This is a genomic window from Pseudomonas sp. SHLD1 (genome assembly GCF_028640935.1).
GTDB lineage: Bacteria > Pseudomonadota > Gammaproteobacteria > Pseudomonadales > Pseudomonadaceae > Chryseomonas > Chryseomonas aestiva.
Map to the genome: position 1 here is coordinate 284,516 of NZ_JAQZAD010000023.1, position 21,141 is coordinate 305,656.

Sequence of the window (21,141 nt, forward strand, 5' to 3'; positions counted from 1 at the left end):
CTCGTAGGTTGGGTTGAGTGCAGCGAAGCCCAACAACCCGCAACCCGCTGTTCCCTGTACAACAACAAACCGAAAAGGTGGTCGAGATGAAACGCACGTTAGCCCTCACCGGACTTGGACTGTCACTCATGATCAGCACCCTTACCGCCCAGGCGGCCGGCCTCAGCAGCCAGCAGTCGAGCTTTGGCAAGCTGCCCGATGGCACCCCCATCGAGAAGTTCGTCCTGACCAACAGCCACGGCATGCAGGCCACCGTCATCACCTATGGCGGCGTACTCCAGGCGCTCAAGGTGCCCGACCGCAAGGGCCACAGCGAAGACGTGGTCCTGGGCTTCGATGACGTCCAGGGTTATCTCGACAACCCCACCGTGTTCTTTGGCGCCACCATCGGCCGCTTCGGCAACCGCATCGCCGAGGGCCGCTTCAGCCTCGATGGCAAGAGCTACCAGATCCCCCAGAACGACAAGACCAACGCCCTGCACGGCGGCCCCCAGGGTTTCAACACCAAGGTGTGGAAGGCCGAGCCGGCCAAGGGCGACGGCTGGGTCGGCGTGACCCTGAGCTATGTCTCCCCCGATGGCGAGATGGGCTTTCCCGGCACCCTGACCACCCAGGTGACCTACCAGCTGGACGAGCACAACCAGCTGACCCTCAAGTACCGCGCCACCACCGACAAGCCGACGGTGCTTAACCTGACCAACCACAGCTACTTCAACCTCGCCGGCGCCGGCAGTGGCACGGTGCTCAAGCAGGTGGCGATGCTCAATGCCGACACCTACACCCCGGTGACCGCCAAGCTGATCCCCACCGGCGAGTTGCCACCGGTGGCCGGCACGCCGATGGACTTCCGCAAGCCGACCGCCATCGGCAAGCATATCGCCGACGAAAACCAGCAGCTGAAGTACGCCGAACCCAAGCAGGGTGGCTATGACTTCAACTGGGTGCTCAACACCGCCGGCGATCTGCAGAAGGCCGCTGCCGTGGTAAGCGATCCGAGCTCCGGTCGCACCCTGACCCTCTACACCACCGAACCGGGCGTGCAGTTCTATACCGGCAACTTCCTGGAGGGGAACATCAAGGGCAAGGCCGGCAAGACCTACGGCCACTGGGGTGCCTTCACTCTGGAAACCCAGCACTACCCGGATGCGCCCAACCAGCCGAACTTCCCCACCACCCGCCTGGATCCCGGCCAGACCTACACCCAGACGACGATCTTCAAGTTCGCTGGCAAGTAGGGCTTTCTCCGACCCAGGCAAAGGCCGCTCCCGGGAGCGGCCTTTGTTTTGGTGCTACCCGCTCGCCTCCGTGCTCCGTAGCGTGGCAAAGGGCGCAGCCTTCTCCACTGTCCTGCCACTCCCCTTCACCGCCCAATAAAAAACCCGGCGTCTCGCGACGCCGGGTCCTCTACCACTCAAAAGCGCGCGATCAGATCGCGGCCTTGGTGTTCTCGCCGTTCACCAGGCGCTGGATACCCAGCGGGTTGGCGTTCTGCAGGGCTTCCGGGAGGAAGGCGTCCGGGTAGTTCTGGTAGCACACCGGGCGCAGGAAGCGGTCGATGGCCAGGGTGCCGACCGAGGTGCCGCGGGCATCGGAGGTCGCCGGATAGGGACCGCCATGGACCATGGCATCGCAGACTTCCACGCCAGTGGGATAGCCGTTGAGCAACAGGCGACCGGCTTTCTGCTCCAACAGGCCGATGATGGCCTCGAAGCGCTGCAGATCGGCCGGCTCGGCCAGCAGGGTGGCGGTCAGCTGACCATGCAGGCCTTGCAGCGCCTGCTGCAGCTGGGCTTCGTCGGCCACCTCGACCACCACGGTGGTGGGACCGAAGACTTCTTCCTGCAGCAGCTCGTCGTTTTCCAGCAGCAGGCTCACGTCAGCCTTGAACAGCTGCGGACGCGCCTGGTTGCCTTCCTGGTTGGCACCGGCCAGGTGCTGCACGCCGGAATGGGCCAGCAGCGCCGCGACGCCCTTCTCGTAGCTTTTCAGGGTGCCTGGATTGAGCATGGTCTGGGGCGCCTGCTCGTTCATGGCACCGGCCAGGCGCTCGAGGAAGCTGCTGAACTCGGGCGAACGCACGCCGATGACCAGGCCCGGATTGGTGCAGAACTGGCCGCAGCCCAGGACCACGGACGCCGCGAGTTCGCCGGTGATGGCCTCGCCACGGGCCTTGAGTGCCTCGGGCAGGACCACCACCGGGTTGATGCTGGACATCTCGGCGAAGACCGGGATCGGCTGCGGACGAGCCGCGGCCATGTCGCACAGGGCGCGACCGCCGCGCAGCGAACCGGTGAAGCCCACGGCCTGGATGGCCGGGTGCTTGACCAGCTGCTCGCCCACGCCACCGCCATAGATCATGTTGAACACGCCCTTGGGCATGCCGGTCTTCTCGGCGGCGCGGATCACCGCGTCGGCCACGTATTCGGCGGTGACCATGTGGCCGCTGTGGGCCTTGAACACCACCGGGCAACCGGCGGCCAGGGCCGCAGCGGTGTCGCCACCGGCAGTGGAGAACGCCAGCGGGAAGTTGCTGGCGCCGAACACGGCCACCGGACCCAGACCGATGCGGTACTGACGCAGGTCAGGGCGCGGCAGCGGCTTGCGCTCGGGCAGCGCGGTATCGATGCGCGCACCATGGAAGTCACCGCGGCGCAGCACCTTGGCGAACAGGCGCATCTGGCCGCTGGTACGGCCACGCTCACCCTGGATGCGACCGGCCGGCAGCGCGGTTTCCTGGCAGACCAGCTGGACGAAGTCGTCACCCAGGCCATCCAGTTCGTCGGCGATGGCGTCGAGGAAGGTGGCGCGTTTTTCGGCGCTCAGCTTGCGGTACAGGGGCGCGGCCTGCTCGGCGGCGCGGGCGGCGGCATCGACCTCGGCGGTCGAAGCCTGGAAGAATTCGTAGGGCAGTTTCTCGCCGGTCGTGGCGTCGATGCTATAGACCCGCACCTCGCCCTCGCCGCTGCGAGCGCCACCGATGTAGTTCTTGCCTTGGATCTGCATTGTTCTCGACTCCTTATACCTAGGGGTTCAGGGAAGACCACCCGCTGCGGGGCGGTCTTCGAAAGGGTGGCACGCTCATTGTCCGAGCGGCCGGGCCAGCCTGTGCGATACCCACTCTAGCATTCGCATAGTCAGCAGTCATCATACAACTATCAGAGCTGCCGGACCTGCCCGGGCTGGAAGGCTGCCGTGCCGGCCTTGACGCCATTGCTCAGCGGCTCGCCGAATTCCGGCACCGCGATCTCGAATCTGTCGCCCGGCTCGACGCGCACACCGTCGGCGAAGGACAGGGTCGCCGTGCCGAAGAAATGCACATGGACATCGCCCGGTCGCAGGAACTGCGCGTACTTGAAGTGGTGGTACTCGAGATTTTCCAGGCTGTGGCACATGTTGTCCTCGCCCGAGAGGAACTCCTTCTCCCAGACCACCTGTTCGCCGCGACGGATCCGGCTGGTGCCCGCCAGATGGCGCGGTAGCTCACCGGTGCGCAGCGCCGGACCGAAGCTGCAGTAGCGTAGTTTGGAATGGGCCAGATAGAGATAGTTCTTGCGTTCCATCACGTGGTCGGAGAATTCGTTGCCCACCGCATAACCCAGCCGATAGGGCTTGCCGTCGTCGCCGATCACATAGAGACCGGTCAGCTCGGGCTCTTCGCCGGCATCTTCGGCGAACTCCGGCAGCGGGATGTCGGCGCCTGGGCGCACCAAGATGCCGCCGTCGCCCTTGTAGAACCATTCCGGCTGGGCACCGGCAGTGCCGGTCGCGGGCCGACCGCCCTCCACGCCCCATTTGAACATGCGCATGGAGTCGGTCAGCTTGGCCTCCTCCTGGCTGTTCTGCTGGTGCATCTTGTCGCGGGTGGCGGCGCTGCCCAGGTGGGTAAGACCGGTCCCGGTGACCAGGCAGTGCGCCGGGTCCTCGTGGTCCAGCGGCGGCAACAGGCGCCCGGCGTCGAGCAGCTCGGCATAGGCCGGTCCGGGCTCCAGGCCCAGGGTCTGCACCTGAGACTCCAGCGATACGCCGGCGCGGATGGCCTGCAGCGCCAGGGTTCGAGTGCTGGTCGCCCCCCGGACCTGCCGGACTTCGCCGCGCTCGACCACGCCGACGCGGCGCTGGCCCTGTTGGTCTTCGAACTGAATCAGGTGCATGGCATTCTCCTTGTTGGTTATCGCCTGAGAAGGACTTTACTCGGCGCTACGGGGCCTGCCTAATGAGAACTCCCTATCCCGTGATAACCAACGGTTATTCCCATGCTGCCATCCCTAGGCTCCATCGCCTCCCGTCTGCGCCTGCGGCAACTGCGCCTGCTGATCGCCCTCGACGAGGAGGGCTCGCTGCACAAGGCCGCCGAACGCATCGCCATTTCCCAGCCCGGCGCCACCAAGGCCCTGCACGAGATCGAGAGCACCCTCGGCGCCACCCTGTTCCTGCGCACCCACCAGGGCCTGCAGCCCAATGACCTGGGCCGCTGCGTGATCCGTTATGCGCGGCTGATCGAGAGCGACCTGGCCCATCTGCGCGAAGAGATGCTCGGCATTCTCCAGGGTGAAGGAGGCCGGCTGGCGGTGGGCGTGATCATGGGCGCCGTGCCCCGCTTGATCGCCGCGGTGTCGCGCCTGGGTGCGGCGCAACCCCAGCTGGGGATCGAGATCATCGAGGACACCAGTGTGCGCCTGCTCGACCTGCTCGACGCCGGCCGCATCGAAGTGGCCATCTGCCGCAGCAGCGTCAGCCGCCGGCCGGATGCCTATGACTGTCTGGAGGTGCGCGAAGAGCGGCTGGAGATCGTCTGCCATCCCCGCCATCCGCTGGCGGAGTCGGAGACGCTGGGGCTGGCCGAGCTGGTCGACAGCCGCTGGATCGTCTATCCGGCCAACCTGCCCATGCGCCTGACCCTGGAACGGGAATTTCGCGCCGCAGAACTGGAGTTTCCCCGCTATCCGGTGGAAACCTCCTCGACCTTCACCCTGCTCGGCCTGCTGCAGGAAGACGCCAATCAGGTGGCCATGCTGCCCAGCGACATCGCCCAGTTCGGCGAGAGACACGGCCTGCTGCGCCGCCTGCCGGTGGTCCAGCGCACCCGCAACGAGCCCTATTCGATCCTGGTGCGCCAGGGCGCGGGATTGTCGGCGGCCGCGCAGCTGCTGCTGGAGCAGTGGCGGTTGGAGGAGTAAAACCTCTATCGCGGCCATGGGCCGCTCCTACAGGGCGTGATGCTTTTGTAGGAACGGCCCATGGCGGCGATGGCAGCGATAAACCGTCGAAAAAACCGGCCTCAGTACGTCGGCAACGTCACCCCGTGGAACAGGGTTTCCAGCTCCTGTCGCGAAGGCGTCTGCATGGCCTCGGTGAGGACATCGCGGGTCAGGTGCGGCGCGAAGCGGCCGATGAAATCGCACATGAAGCCGCGCAGGAAGGTGCCGCGGCGCAGGCCGATCTTGGTCACGCTGGCCTCGAAGAGGTGGCTGGCGTCCAGGCAGACCAGATCGGCATCGGCTTTGTGATCCACCGCCATGTCGGCGACGATGCCCACGCCAAGGCCAAGGCGGACATAGGTCTTGATGACGTCGGCGTCCGCCGCGGTCAGCACCACGTTGGGCTCCAGGCCCTGGCGGGCAAAGGCCTCGTCGAGCTTGGAGCGCCCGGTGAAACCGAAGACGTAGGTCACCAGCGGCTGTTCCGCCAGATGCTCCAGGGTCAGGTGCTCCACCTTGGCCAGGGGGTGGCCCTGGGGCACGATGACGCAGCGGTTCCAGCGATAGCAGGGCATCATCACCAGGTCGTTGAAGCGCTCCAGACCCTCGGTGGCGATGGCGAAGTCGACGGTGCCGTCGGCGGCCATCTCGGCGATCTGGGTCGGCGAGCCCTGGTGCATGTGCAGGGCCACGTCCGGATACTGCTTGATGAATTCGCTGATCACGTCCGGCAGCGCATAGCGCGCCTGGGTGTGCGTGGTGGCGATGGACAGGGTGCCCTTGCGCTCGTTGGAGAATTCCTGGGCGATCTGCTTGATGCTCTCGCACTTGCGCAGGATCTCGCCCGCGGTCTGGATGATGCGTTCGCCGGCCGGGGTCACCCGGGTCAGGTGCTTGCCACTGCGGGCAAAGACCTCGACGCCCAGCTCGTCCTCGAGCAGGCGGATCTGCTTGCTGATGCCGGGCTGCGAGGTATAGAGACTCTGGGCCGTGGCGGATACGTTCAGATCGTGGTGGGCGACTTCCCAGATATATCTCAACTGTTGCAGCTTCATGCCGGCTCCTCGCTGACCCCGTGCGCAAGCATATAACAGTAATGCAGCCCTTAAGCTTTTTCTAGACCGAAATCGAATTAAGTCGCGGAGGAGTAAGGCTGACGCTTACGGATCAGCCCTGACGCAGCGGCACCAGGTATACCGGGATGCGTGCGGTCTGCAGCAGGCGGCTGGCGGTACGCCCCAGGGGCGTCACCTGGGCGTCGCCCTGGCTGCGACTGCCGATCACCAGCAGATCCGCGGCGAACTCCTGGGCCTGCTTGAGGATGGCCGCTGGCGGATCGCCCTGCACCACCCGTACCGCACGCACCAGCCCCACGGTGGCCGGGGTTTCCAGCAGGTCCTCGCGCAGGGACTCGAACACCTGCTGCTCGATGGTCTCCAGGACCAGATCCAGACCGCCATTGCGCAGGCGGTCCAGGGATTCACCGTCCAGATGCTGTTGCAACAGGGTAGACGCCAGCAGGCCGAGCGGCTCCACCACATGGACGACATACAGCTGGGCCTGATGGATACGGGCGAGAGTCAAGGCATGCTGAAAGACATAGGGCGAACAGAGGCCCAGGTCCGTGGCGTAAAGCAGCGAGCGGATCACGATTCCTCCTGGCCAGATCAGCCGATCGGGCCGGTACGACGCGGGATAGCCTAACCAGCGTAGCAGGGGATCGCCAATTGCGCTGCAACCCGCGCCTTAGAGCCTGCTCAGGACGCTCAGGGCAGTTCCTCGGACTCGCGCCCATCCGCCGCCTGGATCGCCGCCACCAGGGCCGGCTCGCGTAGCGGCGCCTGTACCGGGCCGAGGAACTCGCCGTCCCGGACCAGAAACAGCGCCGGCAGATGAAAGACGCCATAGCGCTGCACCAGGCCGCCGCTGCGCTCGGCGTCCACCCAGTACAGTCGGTCGACCGGCAGCCTCGCCCCAGGTAGCACCTGGCGCGCCAGCCGGCAGGTGGCGCAGCCGACGCTGGTGAAGATCAGCAGCGAGCGCCCGGGCGCCGCCAGCAGGACGGCATCCGCCGTCCCATCGTCCAATTCCATCGCTTCCTCGCCACGATCATCGCCAAGGCGCGCCCTCAGGCTCGCCAATAGCGTCGTAACCATTGTGACCGGGCGGGACACGCGTTAAGGTGCCCCACCCTCTCCACCGTATTTTGCCTGCACGGGCCCCGTCCTGTCGCAGCGCCGTGACCGACGAGTAGCACCATGGCCGCACAGCCCCGCCTTAACGACCTCAACATCGAAGCCAACGAGCCGCTCATCACGCCCGAGCGGCTCAAGCAGGAGATCCCGCTGAGCGATCTCGCCGCCGACACCGTCGCCCAGGGCCGCCAGGTCATCCGCGACATCCTCGACGGCAAGGACCATCGCCTGTTCGTGGTGATCGGCCCCTGCTCTATCCATGACATCAAGGCCGCCCACGAATACGCCGAGCGGCTCAAGGCACTGGCCGCTCAGGTCAGCGACAGCCTCTATCTGGTCATGCGCGTCTATTTCGAGAAGCCCCGGACCACCGTGGGCTGGAAGGGCCTGATCAACGACCCCTACCTGGACGACTCCTTCAAGATCCAGGACGGCCTGCACATCGGTCGCCAGCTGCTGCTGGACCTGGCGGAAATGGGCCTGCCCACCGCCACCGAGGCGCTGGACCCCATCTCCCCCCAGTACCTGCAGGACCTGATCAGCTGGTCGGCAATCGGTGCCCGCACCACCGAATCCCAGACCCACCGGGAAATGGCTTCGGGCCTCTCCTCCGCGGTCGGCTTCAAGAACGGCACCGATGGCAGCCTGACGGTCGCCATCAATGCCCTGCAGTCGGTCTCCAGTCCGCACCGCTTCCTGGGTATCGACCAGCGCGGCCAGGTCTCGGTGGTGATGACCAAGGGCAATGCCTATGGTCATGTGGTCCTGCGCGGCGGCAACGGCAAGCCCAACTACGACTCGGTCAGCGTCACCCTGTGCGAGCAGGCGCTGGTCAAGGCCAAGGTCAAGCCGAACATCATGGTCGACTGCAGCCACGCCAACTCCAACAAGGATGCCGCCCTGCAGCCGCTGGTGATGGACAACGTCGCCAACCAGATCGTCGAGGGCAACAACTCCATCGTCGGCCTGATGGTGGAAAGCCACCTGGGCTTCGGCAGCCAGCCGATTCCGGCGGATCTGTCGCAGCTGGAGTACGGCATCTCGGTGACCGACGCCTGCATCGACTGGGCCATGACCGAGAAGAGCATTCTCGACATGCACCGCAAGCTCACGGCCGTACTGCCGCGTCGCGCGCGCAGCTGATCCGCCAGCGGATACGAAAACGCCGGGCTGAGCCCGGCGTTTTTCATGGCGCGGCCGTTCAGGCCAGCGGCGTCACCTGGCCACGCCGTTCCAGGTAGTGCTCCACATAGGAACAGGACGGTATGACGCTGTAGCCGCGGCTCTCGGCATAGTTCAAGGCGTGCTCGGTCAGCCTGGCGGCAAGGCCGCGCCCGCGCAGGGCATCGGGGACGAAGGTGCGATAGAAATCCATCGTCTGCTTGCCCAGATCCATGTAGGCGAGATAGGCGCGTTGACCGTCGACAGAAAGGTGGAATTGATGATTGGCTTCATCGTGTTCCACGTGCAGGGATTCATTCATGACTACTCCTTGGCGGTTTGGCTCCGCCTTATCCATTGTTATCGATGATACCCGAAGACGAGAACGCACCTTTCCTGTGCGGGACTGAGCCACAGCGCGTCAGACCCCTCCGGAAGAAGCAGGTTCTGACCAGCCGTCGCACCGAGAAATCACACTATATCAGGGCTGCTCACGCGGGAGCAGGCGCGGCTTTGACCTTGACAACTTCCGGTCATCCTCTAACGTTTTGAAACGTTCGTGGCTTTCAGCCATCCAAGCAGTTGCTGGTGCCGGGTGCGGGCATTCGGGGACGAACACGGGGAGCAAGAGAGGAATTTCCGCAAAAAATCCCTCTTCAACGGGTTCACTCAGTTTACTTACGACCGGTAATGAGTAGTATGTAGCCGCAATTTTCCACCTGGGAAATTGATCTTAAAACAGGATGTCTACCTCAAGGGGTTTACGATGAACAACGCTCTGAAATTCGCCGCCCTGGCTCTGGCCGCTGCTATGGCCACTGGTTGCAGCACCGCTAACAAGGAAAGCGAAGCTCGCCTGACCGCTACCGAAGACGCAGCTGCCCGCGCTCAGGCTCGTGCTGACGAAGCCTACCGTCACGCTGACGAGGCCCTGGCCGCCGCTCAGAAAGCTCAGCAGACCGCTGACGAAGCCAACGAGCGCGCCCTGCGTATGCTGGAAAAAGCCAGCCGCAAGTAAGCGCCTCGGCTGGAAAGGCGAGTGGCAACAGTCGCCTTTCCCGGAGCAAACAAAAAGCCCGCCATCTCAGATGGCGGGCTTTTTGTTTGTGTGGCCGGCCGAGCGCGCTCGGCCGGTCGCCATCACAGGGTCTTGGCCGGCGCCTTGGCCACCGTACCGGTAACCATGCCGGCAGGCAGGTCGGCGATTTCCACCGGCAGGCCGTCCTGGCCCTGCACCACGTCCCGCACCGTGTTCCAGTTCACCGCGCTGTTGGCCTGCAGCAGGTCGTCACGCTTGATCAGCGCATTGACCACCGCGGCCTGACGGTCGATGTCGGTCGGGTCGCCCTTGAGGTTGACCGGCTGATGAGCTTCCAGATAGAGCTTGCCCTGGCTCACGCCGAACTTGTAGGGCTCGTCGATGATGCGCACCGGCGTGCCGATTGGCAGCATGCCGACCAGTTCGGTGACGTTGAAGTTGTACATGCGGAAGCAGCCATGGCTGACCTGCATGCCGATACCGAACTTCTTGTCCGAGCCGTGGATGAGATAGCCCGGCAGGGTCAGGCGGATCTTGTAGGGACCGAGGGGATTGTCCGGACCGGGCGGAACCACCTTGGGCAGCGGATCGCCTTCGGCAGCGTGCTCGGCACGGATGGATTCCGGCGGATACCAGGCCGGATCCTTGATCTTGTCCACCACCTTGGCCACGCCGACCGGCGAGCCCCAGCCATCACGACCGATGCCCAGCGGGTAGGTGAACACCGAATGACCACCCTTGGGGTAGTAGTACATGCGGTATTCGGCGATGTTGATGACGATGCCTTCGCGCGGCCCGGGCGGCAGGATGAACCGCGTCGGCAGCACGATCTCGGTGCCGGCGCCCGGCAGCCAGGCGTCCACGCCCGGATTGGCGGCCACCATCTCGGTGTAGCCCAGATCGTATTTCTGGCCGAGATCGGCGAAGGTGTCTTCGTAGGCGGCCTTGATGACCTGAACCTCGCCGACCACGTCTTCACCGGGTGGCGGCAGCGGCAACTCCAGTGCCTGCGCCGTACCCGCGCTCAACAGACCAAACAGCGAGAGGGAACCGACCAGGGTCGAAACGCGCGCGGGCATGGGATGAATCCTTGCAAGAAGCAAAAAGGTGACGGCGCGAATTGTACACGGCTCACCCCGCCTCCGGCAGAGCCCAGCGCCTGCTCAAAGGCTCGCGAGCGAGCGCCAAACCAGGCGAAAGGACCTGGGGAAGCGGAGTTTACAAGGTGTAAATGAGCTTTCCGAAGGGATTTTCGACACCGTTTCGCCGACCCGCGGCGGACTTTGGTCAGGCTCTCAAAAGACCTGCAACGGATTCGGCAGGCCTCGCTTGGCGCCCTGCAGCCGCTGCATGCAGGCCGGGCAGAGGGTCTTGAGGCCGAGCGCCCGGCGATTCAGCGGATGCAATCGGGGCCGCGCCGGCAACAGGGTGCCGCACAGGGTCCGGTCGGTGGGCGAGCCCAGCTCCAGCTGCCGGGCGACGATATGGACCCGCCCCTCGCGGCAGGCGAACAGGTCGAGCTGGGCATCGGGCTGGATCAGCTGATAGCCATGCATGGACCGGGAAAGGCGGGACATCGGGATACTCCAGGGGCGGTTCCGCCGGGCGGTCGATTGGCCGGACCGGCGGGGCGCGCAACCTTAGCGGAAAGCCCCGTCGGGGAAAAGTCCGACGTTCAGTCGCGCAGCAGCGGCTGCAGCTGCGGCCAGGCGTTGTCCAGCAGGCGTTGCTGGGCATTGGCCCGAGGGTGGATGCCATCCGCTTGCATGAAGGCGGGATCGCCGCCTACCCCTTCGAGCAGGAAGGGCACCAGGGCTACCTGCTGGGCCTTGGCCACGTCCGTGTAGACCTGGGCGAAGCCGTCGGTATAGCGCGGTCCGTAGTTGGGCGGCAGGCGCATGCCCAGCAGCAGGACACGGGCGCCCTTGGCCTTGGCCTGCTCCACCAGGGCGGTGAGGTTGCGCTCGAACTGGGCCAGCGGCTGGCCCCGCAGGCCGTCGTTGCCGCCCAACTCGATGGCCACCACCGTGGGCTGATGATCGGCCAGCAGCCTTGGCAGTCGCGCCAGGCCACCGGCGGTGGTGTCGCCACTGATGGACGCATTCACCACCTGGTAGTCGAGCTTCTGCTCCTGCAGGCGCCGCTCCAGCAGCCGCACCCAGCCCTGGCCTTCGGCGAGGCCGTAGCCGGCGCTGATGCTGTCGCCCACCACCAGCAGGGTGCGCGCCATGGCCAGGGGCGTCAGGGTCAGACAGAGCACGGCCAGCAGCCAGGCAATGCCTTGGCGCAAAGGCGCACTGGACTTCGCCCGGCTTTTTGACTCTAACTCGCCACAGCCGCCCGCGTGCGGGCCCTTCGAATACGGCATCGGAATCCTCATGAGCGAAGTCATACTGCTGGCACGCGACCTTAGCAAGGTCGTCACGGGCGCGGAAGGCGCGCTGCCGATCCTCCAGGCGCTGGATCTGCAACTGGAGGCCGGCGACAGTTTGGCCATCGTCGGCAGCTCGGGTTCCGGCAAGTCCACCCTGCTCGGCCTGCTGGCCGGTCTCGATCTGCCCAGCGGCGGCGAGGTCCATCTCGCCGGTCAGCGCCTGGATACCCTCGACGAAGACGCCCGCGCTCGCCTGCGTGCGGAACGGGTGGGCTTCGTCTTCCAGTCCTTCCAGTTGCTGGACAGCCTCACGGCACTGGAAAACGTCATGCTGCCGCTGGAACTGGAGGGTGCGCGCCAGGCCCGGGAACAGGCGGTGGCCCTGCTGGAACGGGTCGGTCTGGGCGAACGGTTGCGGCACTACCCGCGCCAGCTCTCCGGTGGCGAGCAGCAGCGGGTGGCCCTGGCCCGCGCCTTCGCGCCGCGTCCGAGCATTCTCTTCGCGGACGAGCCCACCGGCAATCTCGACAGCCGTACCGGCGCCCATATCAGCGATCTGCTGTTCGAACTCAATCGCGAGCGGGGCACGACGCTGGTGCTGGTGACCCATGACGAGCGCCTGGCCGCCCGTTGCGCCCGCCAACTGCGCCTGGAAGGCGGTCGGCAGGTCGCGGCATGAGGCGCACCGGTCTACCGCTGACGCGACTGTTCGGGCTGGCCTGGCGGCAGAGCTTGCGCGAACTCCGCGCCGGTGAGATTCGCATGCTCTGCCTGGCGCTGGTGATCGCCGTCGCGGCCAGCGTCGCCATCGGCTACTTCACCGCCCGCCTCGGCGCGGGCATGGAAAATCGCGCCAGCGAATTCCTCGCGGCTGACCTGGTGTTGCTGGGCAGCGAACCGTCGCGCCCGGACCAGGTGGACGCCGGCCTGCAGCTCGGCCTCGAACACAGCCGCTCGCTCAACTTCAGCACCATGGCGGCAGGTGCCGAGGCTTTGCAGCTGGCCAGCGTCAAGGCGGTCCAGGCCAACTTCCCCCTGCGCGGCGAGGTGCGCAGCGCTGCGGCGCCAGATGCGCCCGACCAGCCCGGTGGCGCTCCGGCACCCGGGGAAGCCTGGGTCGAACCACGCCTGCTGCTGGCCCTGGACGCGAAGGTCGGCGATCGCCTGGACATCGGGCGCAAGACCCTCACCATCACCCGGGTGCTCACCTATGAACCCGACCGCGCCGGCGACTTCTACAGCCTGACGCCACGGGTGCTGATCAATCTCGACGACGTCGCCGCCACCGGCGTCATCCAGCCCGGCAGCCGGGTGCGCTACCGCGAGCTCTGGCGCGGCGAGCCTCAAGCGTTGGCCGCTTACCGCCAGGCCCTCACGCCGGCGCTGGCCGCCAACCAGCGCTTCGAGGGACCGGGCGACGGCAATCGGCAACTGGGCAACGCCCTGGAGCGCGCGCAGCGCTATCTCGGCCTGGCCAGTCTGGTGGCGGTGGTGCTGGCCGGCGTGGCCGTGGCACTGTCGGCCAATCGCTTCGCCACCCGGCGCTTCGACGCCAGCGCCCTGCTGCGCTGCCTGGGCCTGACCCGGCGCGACGCCCTGGTGCTCTATGGCCTGCAACTGGGGCTGCTGGGCCTGGCGGCGAGTCTGCTCGGCGCCCTGCTCGGCTGGCTGGCGCAGCTGGTGCTGTTCGAGCTGCTGCACGGACTCTTGCCGGCGCGCCTGCCGGCCGCCGGGATCGGTCCGGCGCTGGCCGGCATGGGCACCGGGATGGTCGCCCTGGTCGGCTTCGCCTTGCCGCCGCTGGCCGCCCTGGGGCGGGTCCCACCGTTGCGGGTGTTGCGCAGCGACCTGCAGCCCGTACCCCTGCGCACCTGGCTGGTCTATGGCTGCGCCCTGCTCGCGCTGGGGCTGATCATGTGGCGGCTGTCGCTGGATCTGCGCCTGACCCTGGCGCTGCTGGTGGGTGGCCTGCTCGCCGGGCTGCTGTTCGGCAGCCTGCTCTACCTGGCCCTGCGCGGCCTGCGCCGGGGGATGCAGGGCGCGCCCCTGGCCTGGCGACTGGGGCTGGGCCAACTGCTGCGCCATCCGCTGGCAGCAGTGGGCCAGACCCTGGCCTTCGGCCTGATCCTGCTGGCCATGAGCCTGGTGGTGCTGCTGCGGGGCGAGTTGCTGGAACGCTGGCAGGCGCAATTGCCGGCCGAGGCGCCCAACCACTTCGCCCTCAATGTCCTGCCGGACGAGCGCCAGGCCTTCGCCACGGCGGTGGGCAATCTCTCGCCCCACGCCAGTCCGCTCTATCCCATCGTGCAGGGGCGGCTGGTCAGCGTGAAGGGGCATCCGGCCCAGGAAGGCCTGGAAGACGATTCCCGCGGTGGCCGAGCCACCCGGCGCGATCTCAACCTGACCTGGTCGGCGGGGTTGCCGGACGGCAACCGCCTGGAAGCCGGTCAGTGGTGGGACGCGCTGCCCGCCGGGGAGCTGCCCGGCGTCTCGCTGGAAAGCGAGCTGGCGCGCAGCCTCGGCGTCGGCCTGGGCGACACCCTGGGCTTCGTCATCGGTGACCGCCAGATCGAAGCGCGGATCACCAGCCTGCGGCAGGTCAGCTGGGACAACTTCCAGCCGAACTTTTTCGTCATCTTCGCCCCGGGTGCCCTGGAGGGTGTGCCCTTCACCTACCTGGGTAGCTTCTACCTGCCGCCGAACCATGACCGCGAGTTGCTGGCCCTGGCCCGACAGTTCCCGGCGGTGACCCTGCTGCCCATCGACGCCCTGCTCGACCAGCTGCGCAGTATCCTGCGCCAGGTCAGCGTGGCGGTGGAGTTCGTGCTGCTGTTCGTGCTGGCCGCCGGCATCGCCGTGCTGCTGGCCGGCCTGCAGGCGACCCTCGACGAGCGCATCCGCCAGGGCGCCCTGCTGCGCGCCCTGGGTGCGCGGCGCGAGTTGCTGCAACGGGCGCGGCGCACCGAATTCATCCTGCTCGGTGGCGCCAGCGGCTTGCTCGCGGCACTCGGTTGCGAGATCGTCAGCGCCCTGCTCTACCGGCTGGCCTTCGACCTGGACTGGCAACCCCATCCCTGGCTGCTGCTCCTGCCGGTGCTGGGCGCCCTGCTGGTCGGCACGGCGGGCCTGCTGGGTACGCGGCGGGCCCTCACCGCCAGTCCGTTACTGATCCTGAGAGAAAGCTGATCCATGAGTCGCTACCGTCCGCCGCGCACCGCCGGCACGCCCCTGATCACCGCCGCCGGCGAAGCCCGGCTGCGCGCCGAACTCCACGAGCTGTGGAACGTGCGCCGGCCCCAGGTCACCCAGGCGGTGAGCGAGGCGGCCGCCCTGGGCGATCGCTCGGAGAACGCCGAGTACATCTATGGCAAGAAGATGCTGCGCGAGATCGACAGCCGAGTGCGCTTCCTGCGCAAGCGGCTGGAGAATCTCAAGGTGATCCGCGAGCGCCCGGCCGATCCGGGCAAGGTCTATTTCGGCGCCTGGGTCACCCTGGAAGACGATGACGGCGCCGAGAAGCGCTATCGCATCGTCGGCCCGGACGAACTGGACCTCCGGCAGAACCTCATCAGCATCGACTCGCCCCTGGCGCGGGCACTGGTCGGCAAGGCGCTGGACGCGGAAGTCCGCCTGCAGACGCCGGCTGGCGAACAGCGCTGGTACATCGTCGAGATCGAATACCTCGATAACTGATCGACCCAACAGACACTCCCGTCCGAAAAACGTGATCTGCATCACACAATTAAGGCAACATCCACGGCGCATACGGCGGAGGACCGCCCCCTTCTCAAGCAAGGATTCGCCGCATGGGAGCGCCGCTCTACGCTTTGCCCAATCAGCCTGTACTCCGCTGGCTCGTGACCACGCGGGACCCGCTCGACGAAAATCTGCAGCAGCAGCTCCTGGCCGGCCCGTTTTCCTCACGGGGCGCCATGTTCGTCGGAGCTCTGAACAGTCTGTTGATCAGCTGGACCTGCGCCTTCCTGCATCCCACGCCGTTGTTCCTCGGCTGGATGATTCTCGATACCCTGATCTGGCTCACCCGCCTGGTGCTGCTGCATTGCATCCAGCTGATGGACGGCTTGGCGCCGCCATGGCTCAGCGAGGTTTCACTGGTACTTGGGCTGCTCTGGACGGCTACCCTGGGTGTCGGCACGGCCGCCTGCGTTCTCAGCGGCGACGTGGTGCTGCAGGTGCTGGGCTGTACCTCGGCAGTGGCCATGAACGGGGCCATCACCATGCGCAACCAGGGCATTCCACGCTATGCCTTCCTGCAGATCCTGCTGACCGACGTCCCGATGAAACTGGCCACCCTGTTCCAGCCCGAGCCCATGCTGCGGCTGTTCCTGTTGCAGGCACCGCTCTATCTGACGGCCAACTGGATACTGCTGGACAAGCTCAATCGCACCCTGGTCCGCGCACTGACGGCCGAACTCGATAGCCGCTGGCATGCCACTCACGACAGCCTGACCGGACTCTACAACCGTGCGGGCATCCTCGCGCTGCTCGAGGGCGCCCTGCACCGACCGCGTTCAGGATCTGGGCGCGTGGCGGTCTTCTATATCGACCTGGACGACTTCAAGGGTGTTAACGACGCCCAGGGCCATGCCGCCGGCGATCGTTTGCTGCAAACCTGCGGCGAGGTGTTGACCCTGAGCGTGCGGCAGGGTGATTTCGCCGGACGCCTGGGCGGCGACGAGTTCCTGCTGGTGGTGCAGGACGCCACCGAAAACGGGGCTCAGGACCTGGCCCGGCGTATCCTCGGACGTCTGCTGCCTCAGGGTACGAGCGTGAGCATCGGCATCGCCCTGCAGCGGACCACGGAGGACAGTCCGGCCTTGCTGGCGCGGGCGGACCAGGCGCTCTACACCGCCAAGCTGGCCGGCAAGGGAGGCTTCAGGCTGGCCGATACCCGCGCTAGCGCCGCCGGGTAATCACGCCCTGACGCGCCACCCGGGTCAATTCCCGCACCAGGGGTGCGAGACCGGCCTGGCCGGACGACTGCACCACGGCGAAGTCGAAGCTGTCGTCGGCAAAGCCACGTAGCTGCTCGGCCTGGTCGGCGAAGCGGATCTGCAGGGTACGGCTGTGGGGCCAGCGCCTCGGCCAGCCTTCGAGATAGCGCAGCAGGGTGGGCTGATCGGGGCCGCCGAGCAGGATGGCGGGATGACAGGCGAGCTTGCCCTGGGTCAGGGGGGTAAGGCGTAGCGGGAGAGGTAGCATGGACGAAATTCCGCCTCGTGGATCCAGCTGGGCGGTAGTACGAGGCCTCTTCCGTCCAGCGCTTTAGCGGTATTTGTAAGCGCCCCGCAAGTTGCTGTTTAAATCGGCGCAGGATCATCCTAGGGAGGGCCCGACTGCCCTGTCAAGCGGGCTTCAACCGTCTTCGCGGCGGGTCGCCCTGGCGCTCGTCGCCGCCACGGCCGGTGCTTCCAGGCGCGCCCGTTCACGACTGAAGGCCACCCGGTACTTGTTGACGCTGGCCACGTAGTTGACCACCCCGATACCCACCTCCTCGGCGGCGATGCGCTCGACCTGGAAGAACCAGCGATCGCCGTCCAGCCCCTGCCTGCGCGCCTTGGCCCGCAGCGCCTGGACACGCTCCGGTCCCAGGTTGTAGGCCGCCAGGGTAAAGGCCCGGCGCTCGCGCTCGGTCAGCTTCGGACTGGAGAAGAATTCTCGCCGCAGGCGAGCCAGATAGCGGGTGGCGGCCTTGACGTTGTCCTCGGCGGAATGCAGGTTGCGGACCCCGACGCTGCGCGCCGCGCGCGGGGTGATCTGCAGCAGCCCCGCGGCGCGGCCGGCACCGCGGGCATGGGGATCGAGGCCGGATTCCTTGTAGGCCATGGCGGCCAGGGTCAGCCAGTCGAAGTCATAGGCCTTGGCATAGCGCTGCAATAGCGGCCGCACCTGGGCCAGGCGCTTGCGGTCATGGGCCTGTAGCGGATCGCGCACCTGATAGCGACGCGCATAGGCCTGGCGAAAGGCCTGGTCGTCGTCACGCGCCTGGGGTTGCCGGGCGAAGGCCCGTATCCGCTCGGCGAGCTGGTGCGCCGGGGCGCGCAGATACCAGAGCTGCGCCTGGTCATGGGCCACCACCACCCGATCGGCCACTCGCAGGCGCGACAGCACCCGCGTCCAGCGATGGGCCAGGCCGGATTCGACGATGCTGAGCGGATAGATGCCGGCCTGGGTCAGCTCCAGGACGTCTTCCACCGCCAGGGTCGGATCAGCCCACTCGATCTGCACCGGCCGCAATTTACGCCTTTCCAGCTGGACGTTGAGCCGTTCCAGGGCCGGGCCGGCGGCGCTGCCCTGGGGCAGCACCACCCGGCGCCCGGCCAGTTGTTCCAGATGGCGTGGCAGGCGCTGGCCACGTCCGCCCACCACCACCAGGCTGGCGGGCGCCGCCACCGACGCGGCGATCAGTGCCGAACGCGGCGGCGGCAGCAGGGTTTCGCCCGGCGCCACCAGATCGCCCTCGCCTCTTTGCAGCGCCGCCAGGAGATCGTCCTTGGCCTTGGGCACGAAGACCAGCCGTAGCGGCCGGCCCCCGGGCTGGTGCTGCAGGTAGCGGGCGAAGGCCTGCAGGCGCCGATACTCGATGCCCAGCGCCTGGCCGTTCCATTCGCCGGAGCTGTGGCGACTCTGGTTGACCAGGACGCGCAATTCACCGGCCCGCTCGATGGCGACCAGGTCGCGGGCCGCGACATGCCGCGGTGCTTCGGGTGGCAGGACGCCGAGCCGCGCCTGGACGGAACCGGCGAGCAGGCAGCCGAGGACGGCAAGGGTGAATCGAAACGGCATCCAGGACTCCTGACCTGGCCGGGACAGCGCCGATAGCACCCGGACTACGGATAGAATGAGCGAACAAAGTCTGTAGAAGGTCCGCACCATGCAATTGATCGACATCGGCGTCAACCTCACCCACCCCAGTCTGCTCAAGGAGGTGGACGCGGTGATCGAGCGGGCCCGGGCCGCCGGTGTGATGCAACTGGTGCTGACCGGTACCACCCTGGAAGACAGCGAGAACGCCCTCAACCTCTGCCTGCGCCTGGATGCCGGTGAAGTCCTGTTCAGCACCGCGGGCGTCCATCCCCACGAGGCCTCGACCTGGAACGCCGCTGCCGCCAGGACCCTGCGTGACCTGGCCAGCCAACCCAAGGTGCGGGCCCTGGGTGAATGCGGCCTGGACTTCAATCGCGACTTCACCCCGCGACCGCAGCAGGAGCGCTGCTTCGAGGAGCAACTGGCCCTGGCCGCCGAATTGCACCGCCCGGTGTTTCTCCACGAGCGCGACGCCAGCGAGCGGCTGCTGGCGATCCTGCGCGACTATCGCGACCATCTGCCGGCCGCCGTGGTGCACTGCTTCACCGGCGAACGCAAGGCGCTCTACGGCTACCTGGATCTTGACCTGCACCTGGGCATCACCGGCTGGATCTGCGACGAGCGCCGTGGCCTGCACCTGCACGAACTGGTCGGGCAGATCCCGGTCGGCCGGCTGATGCTGGAAACCGATGCCCCCTACCTGCTGCCGCGTACCCTCAGACCCAAGCCGCGCCATGGCCACAACGAGCCGGCCTTCCTGCCGGAGATCCTGCGCACCGTGGCCCGCCTGCGCAACGAAACGCCCGAGCAGACCGCCCTGCACACCACCGCCACCGCCCGCGCCTTCTTCGACCTGCCGGAGATCACCGAGCCAGAGCGGGTGGAGGAATACGACTAGGCGCGGAGCGCCGCTGCGCTAAAGTCGCGCAGGCCGGGGCCGTTAACCTCAGGGCTTGTTCCGCGGCGTCGCCCTCCTCCCTGCAGGACGTTGACGCCAGTCAAGATCCGGGGCGCGCCGGCCTGCCAGGCTGTGCGGCCCCGCCGACTGGATGCCCCCTATGTTTGCCTGGCTGCGCGATATTTCCCTCAAGTACAAATTCTGGGCGGTCAATGCCGTCGCCTTCGTCACCAGCCTCTTGCTGGTGCTGTTCGCCATGCAGCTGGAAGTCTCCGGTCGCGCCGAGCAGCTCAAGGCGGTCAAGGCCGCCATGGGTGAGGCGGCCGCCAGGCTGACCGCCCCGACCTTCGGCGACATCTTTATCGCCCGGGCGCCGGAATACGCCCTGGCCGTGGGCGTGCTGATGCTGGTGCTGCTGGTGGCCTCGCAGCTGCTGATCCGCTTCATCCTCGGCAATCTGCACCGCCTCAAGGACACCATGCTGCGGGTGGAGCGCGACGGCGATCTCACCGCCCGGGTCGAGGTGCGCGGACGCGACGAGGTGGGGCAGATGACCCAGGCCTTCAACGCCATGCAGGACAGCTACACCCGCGTCGTCGGTACCGTGGCCGCCAGCGCCTCGCGCCTGGACGAAGGCGCCGGACGCCTGGCCAGCGGCATGCAGGGCGTCCGCGGCGGCATGCACGATCAGCAGCACGAGACCGACCAGGCGGCCACCGCGATCAACGAGATGAGCGCCACCGTGCAGCAGATCGCCGAGCACGCCGCCGGCACCCGCGACCAGTCCCAGGAAGCCGATCGCCTGGCCGGCGCCGGCCAGCAGGCGGTGGAGCGCGTCAGCCATTCCATCGCCGACCTCTCCCAGGGCGTGCAGCAGACCGCGGTGATGATCCAGGAGCTGGCCGAGAACAGCGAGCGCATCACCAGCGTGGTCAACGTCATCCACGGCATCGCCGAGCAGACCAACCTGCTGGCGCTCAACGCCGCCATCGAGGCGGCCCGCGCCGGCGAGGCCGGCCGTGGCTTCGCCGTGGTGGCCGACGAGGTGCGCAACCTGGCCAAGCGCGTCCAGGGCTCCACCGACGAGATCACCCGCATGGTCGACGGCCTCCAGGCCGGCACCCGCGATGCCGTGGAATTCATGCGCGAGAGCTCGCTCAAGGCCGACGACTGCGTGGTCCAGGCCGGTGCCGCCGGCCAGGCCCTGGCCGACATCACCGCCGCCGTGACCCTGATGCGTGACAGCAACACCCAGATCGCCGTTGCCGCGGAGCAGCAGGCGCAGGTGGCGGAAGAGATGAGCAGGTCGGTTGTAGGCATCCGCGATGTCACGGAAAGGACCATGCTGCTGACGCAGGAGTCGGCCAGCACCAGCACCGAACTGGCCGCCCTCGCAGGAACCCTGAATCAGGCGATCCGCCAGTTGCGCCTATAGCCTCCATAGCGAG

At 66.9% G+C, this 21,141-nt stretch carries 21 protein-coding genes; 10 read left to right on the forward strand and 11 right to left on the reverse strand.

The window, feature by feature from the left end; all coding sequences use genetic code 11:
• Positions 1–86 precede the first annotated feature (86 nt).
• A complete protein-coding gene (locus PVZ77_RS17420; RefSeq protein WP_273807781.1) occupies positions 87–1,235 on the forward strand; it encodes an aldose epimerase family protein in 1,149 nt (382 codons plus the stop codon).
• A gap of 190 nt (positions 1,236–1,425) precedes the next feature.
• Here the strand turns inward: PVZ77_RS17420 and PVZ77_RS17425 are convergent, their stop codons facing one another.
• The gene (locus PVZ77_RS17425; RefSeq protein WP_273807782.1) at positions 1,426–3,003 is read right to left on the reverse strand and encodes an aldehyde dehydrogenase (NADP(+)); all 1,578 of its coding nucleotides are present in this window, start codon (positions 3,001–3,003) and stop codon (positions 1,426–1,428) included.
• Between the two features lie 152 nt (positions 3,004–3,155).
• Positions 3,156–4,151 (reverse strand): AraD1 family protein, encoded by a 996-nt coding sequence (gene araD1, locus PVZ77_RS17430; protein WP_273807783.1) that lies wholly within the window; start codon positions 4,149–4,151, stop codon positions 3,156–3,158.
• A gap of 102 nt (positions 4,152–4,253) precedes the next feature.
• Between araD1 and PVZ77_RS17435 the strand changes: the two genes are divergently transcribed.
• A complete protein-coding gene (locus PVZ77_RS17435; protein ID WP_273807785.1) occupies positions 4,254–5,177 on the forward strand; it encodes a LysR family transcriptional regulator in 924 nt (307 codons plus the stop codon).
• Positions 5,178–5,278: 101 nt separating this feature from the next.
• Here the strand turns inward: PVZ77_RS17435 and cysB are convergent, their stop codons facing one another.
• The 3 genes from cysB to PVZ77_RS17450 form a co-directional block, all read right to left on the reverse strand.
• The gene (cysB, locus tag PVZ77_RS17440) at positions 5,279–6,253 is read right to left on the reverse strand and encodes an HTH-type transcriptional regulator CysB (protein ID WP_007160555.1); all 975 of its coding nucleotides are present in this window, start codon (positions 6,251–6,253) and stop codon (positions 5,279–5,281) included.
• 112 nt (positions 6,254–6,365) lie between these two features.
• Positions 6,366–6,848, reverse strand: coding sequence for a universal stress protein (locus tag PVZ77_RS17445; RefSeq protein WP_273807788.1), 483 nt, complete (start codon positions 6,846–6,848; stop codon positions 6,366–6,368).
• A 116-nt stretch (positions 6,849–6,964) separates the two neighbouring features.
• Positions 6,965–7,291 (reverse strand): thioredoxin family protein, encoded by a 327-nt coding sequence (locus PVZ77_RS17450; protein WP_273807789.1) that lies wholly within the window; start codon positions 7,289–7,291, stop codon positions 6,965–6,967.
• A 165-nt stretch (positions 7,292–7,456) separates the two neighbouring features.
• Between PVZ77_RS17450 and PVZ77_RS17455 the strand changes: the two genes are divergently transcribed.
• Complete coding sequence (locus tag PVZ77_RS17455) at positions 7,457–8,536, forward strand: 3-deoxy-7-phosphoheptulonate synthase (RefSeq protein ID WP_273807790.1); 1,080 nt, start codon at positions 7,457–7,459, stop codon at positions 8,534–8,536.
• 58 nt (positions 8,537–8,594) lie between these two features.
• Here the strand turns inward: PVZ77_RS17455 and PVZ77_RS17460 are convergent, their stop codons facing one another.
• The gene (locus tag PVZ77_RS17460) at positions 8,595–8,876 is read right to left on the reverse strand and encodes a GNAT family N-acetyltransferase (RefSeq protein ID WP_058790539.1); all 282 of its coding nucleotides are present in this window, start codon (positions 8,874–8,876) and stop codon (positions 8,595–8,597) included.
• Positions 8,877–9,320: 444 nt separating this feature from the next.
• Here PVZ77_RS17460 and PVZ77_RS17465 point away from each other — a divergent pair, with 444 nt between their 5' ends.
• Complete coding sequence (locus tag PVZ77_RS17465) at positions 9,321–9,572, forward strand: Lpp/OprI family alanine-zipper lipoprotein (protein ID WP_059315705.1); 252 nt, start codon at positions 9,321–9,323, stop codon at positions 9,570–9,572.
• A 122-nt stretch (positions 9,573–9,694) separates the two neighbouring features.
• On the opposite strand, the gene PVZ77_RS17470 is transcribed toward PVZ77_RS17465, so the two are convergent.
• From PVZ77_RS17470 to PVZ77_RS17480, 3 genes are all read right to left on the reverse strand, one after another.
• A complete protein-coding gene (locus tag PVZ77_RS17470; RefSeq protein WP_133862714.1) occupies positions 9,695–10,672 on the reverse strand; it encodes a L,D-transpeptidase family protein in 978 nt (325 codons plus the stop codon).
• Between the two features lie 216 nt (positions 10,673–10,888).
• A complete protein-coding gene (locus PVZ77_RS17475; RefSeq protein WP_007160562.1) occupies positions 10,889–11,170 on the reverse strand; it encodes a hypothetical protein in 282 nt (93 codons plus the stop codon).
• A 98-nt stretch (positions 11,171–11,268) separates the two neighbouring features.
• A complete protein-coding gene (locus PVZ77_RS17480) occupies positions 11,269–11,823 on the reverse strand; it encodes an arylesterase (protein ID WP_273808046.1) in 555 nt (184 codons plus the stop codon).
• A 148-nt stretch (positions 11,824–11,971) separates the two neighbouring features.
• Between PVZ77_RS17480 and PVZ77_RS17485 the strand changes: the two genes are divergently transcribed.
• From PVZ77_RS17485 to PVZ77_RS17500, 4 genes are all read left to right on the forward strand, one after another.
• Positions 11,972–12,646, forward strand: coding sequence for an ABC transporter ATP-binding protein (locus PVZ77_RS17485; protein WP_273807792.1), 675 nt, complete (start codon positions 11,972–11,974; stop codon positions 12,644–12,646).
• A complete protein-coding gene (locus PVZ77_RS17490) occupies positions 12,643–15,153 on the forward strand; it encodes an ABC transporter permease (RefSeq protein ID WP_273807793.1) in 2,511 nt (836 codons plus the stop codon). Before PVZ77_RS17485 ends, PVZ77_RS17490 begins: the two co-directional genes overlap by 4 nt.
• Positions 15,154–15,156: 3 nt before the next feature.
• Positions 15,157–15,660: a transcription elongation factor GreB gene (gene greB, locus PVZ77_RS17495; RefSeq protein ID WP_187980005.1), complete on the forward strand. Its 504-nt coding sequence runs from the start codon at positions 15,157–15,159 to the stop codon at positions 15,658–15,660.
• Positions 15,661–15,899: 239 nt separating this feature from the next.
• Entirely contained in the window at positions 15,900–16,901 is a 1,002-nt protein-coding gene (locus tag PVZ77_RS17500) for a GGDEF domain-containing protein (protein WP_273807794.1), read from the forward strand.
• Here the strand turns inward: PVZ77_RS17500 and PVZ77_RS17505 are convergent.
• Both PVZ77_RS17505 and PVZ77_RS17510 read right to left on the reverse strand, forming a co-directional pair.
• Positions 16,885–17,190, reverse strand: a complete 306-nt coding sequence (locus PVZ77_RS17505) for a hypothetical protein (RefSeq protein WP_273807795.1) — start codon at positions 17,188–17,190, stop codon at positions 16,885–16,887. The genes PVZ77_RS17500 and PVZ77_RS17505 overlap by 17 nt on opposite strands.
• A gap of 153 nt (positions 17,191–17,343) precedes the next feature.
• On the reverse strand, positions 17,344–18,774 hold the full coding sequence (locus tag PVZ77_RS17510) for a transglycosylase SLT domain-containing protein (RefSeq protein WP_273807796.1): 1,431 nt from the start codon (positions 18,772–18,774) through the stop codon (positions 17,344–17,346).
• Positions 18,775–18,862: 88 nt separating this feature from the next.
• Between PVZ77_RS17510 and PVZ77_RS17515 the strand changes: the two genes are divergently transcribed.
• Both PVZ77_RS17515 and PVZ77_RS17520 read left to right on the forward strand, forming a co-directional pair.
• Positions 18,863–19,693 (forward strand): TatD family hydrolase, encoded by an 831-nt coding sequence (locus PVZ77_RS17515; RefSeq protein WP_273807797.1) that lies wholly within the window; start codon positions 18,863–18,865, stop codon positions 19,691–19,693.
• Positions 19,694–19,853: 160 nt separating this feature from the next.
• A complete protein-coding gene (locus tag PVZ77_RS17520) occupies positions 19,854–21,128 on the forward strand; it encodes a methyl-accepting chemotaxis protein (RefSeq protein ID WP_273807798.1) in 1,275 nt (424 codons plus the stop codon).
• The last annotated feature ends 13 nt before the right edge of the window (positions 21,129–21,141 follow it).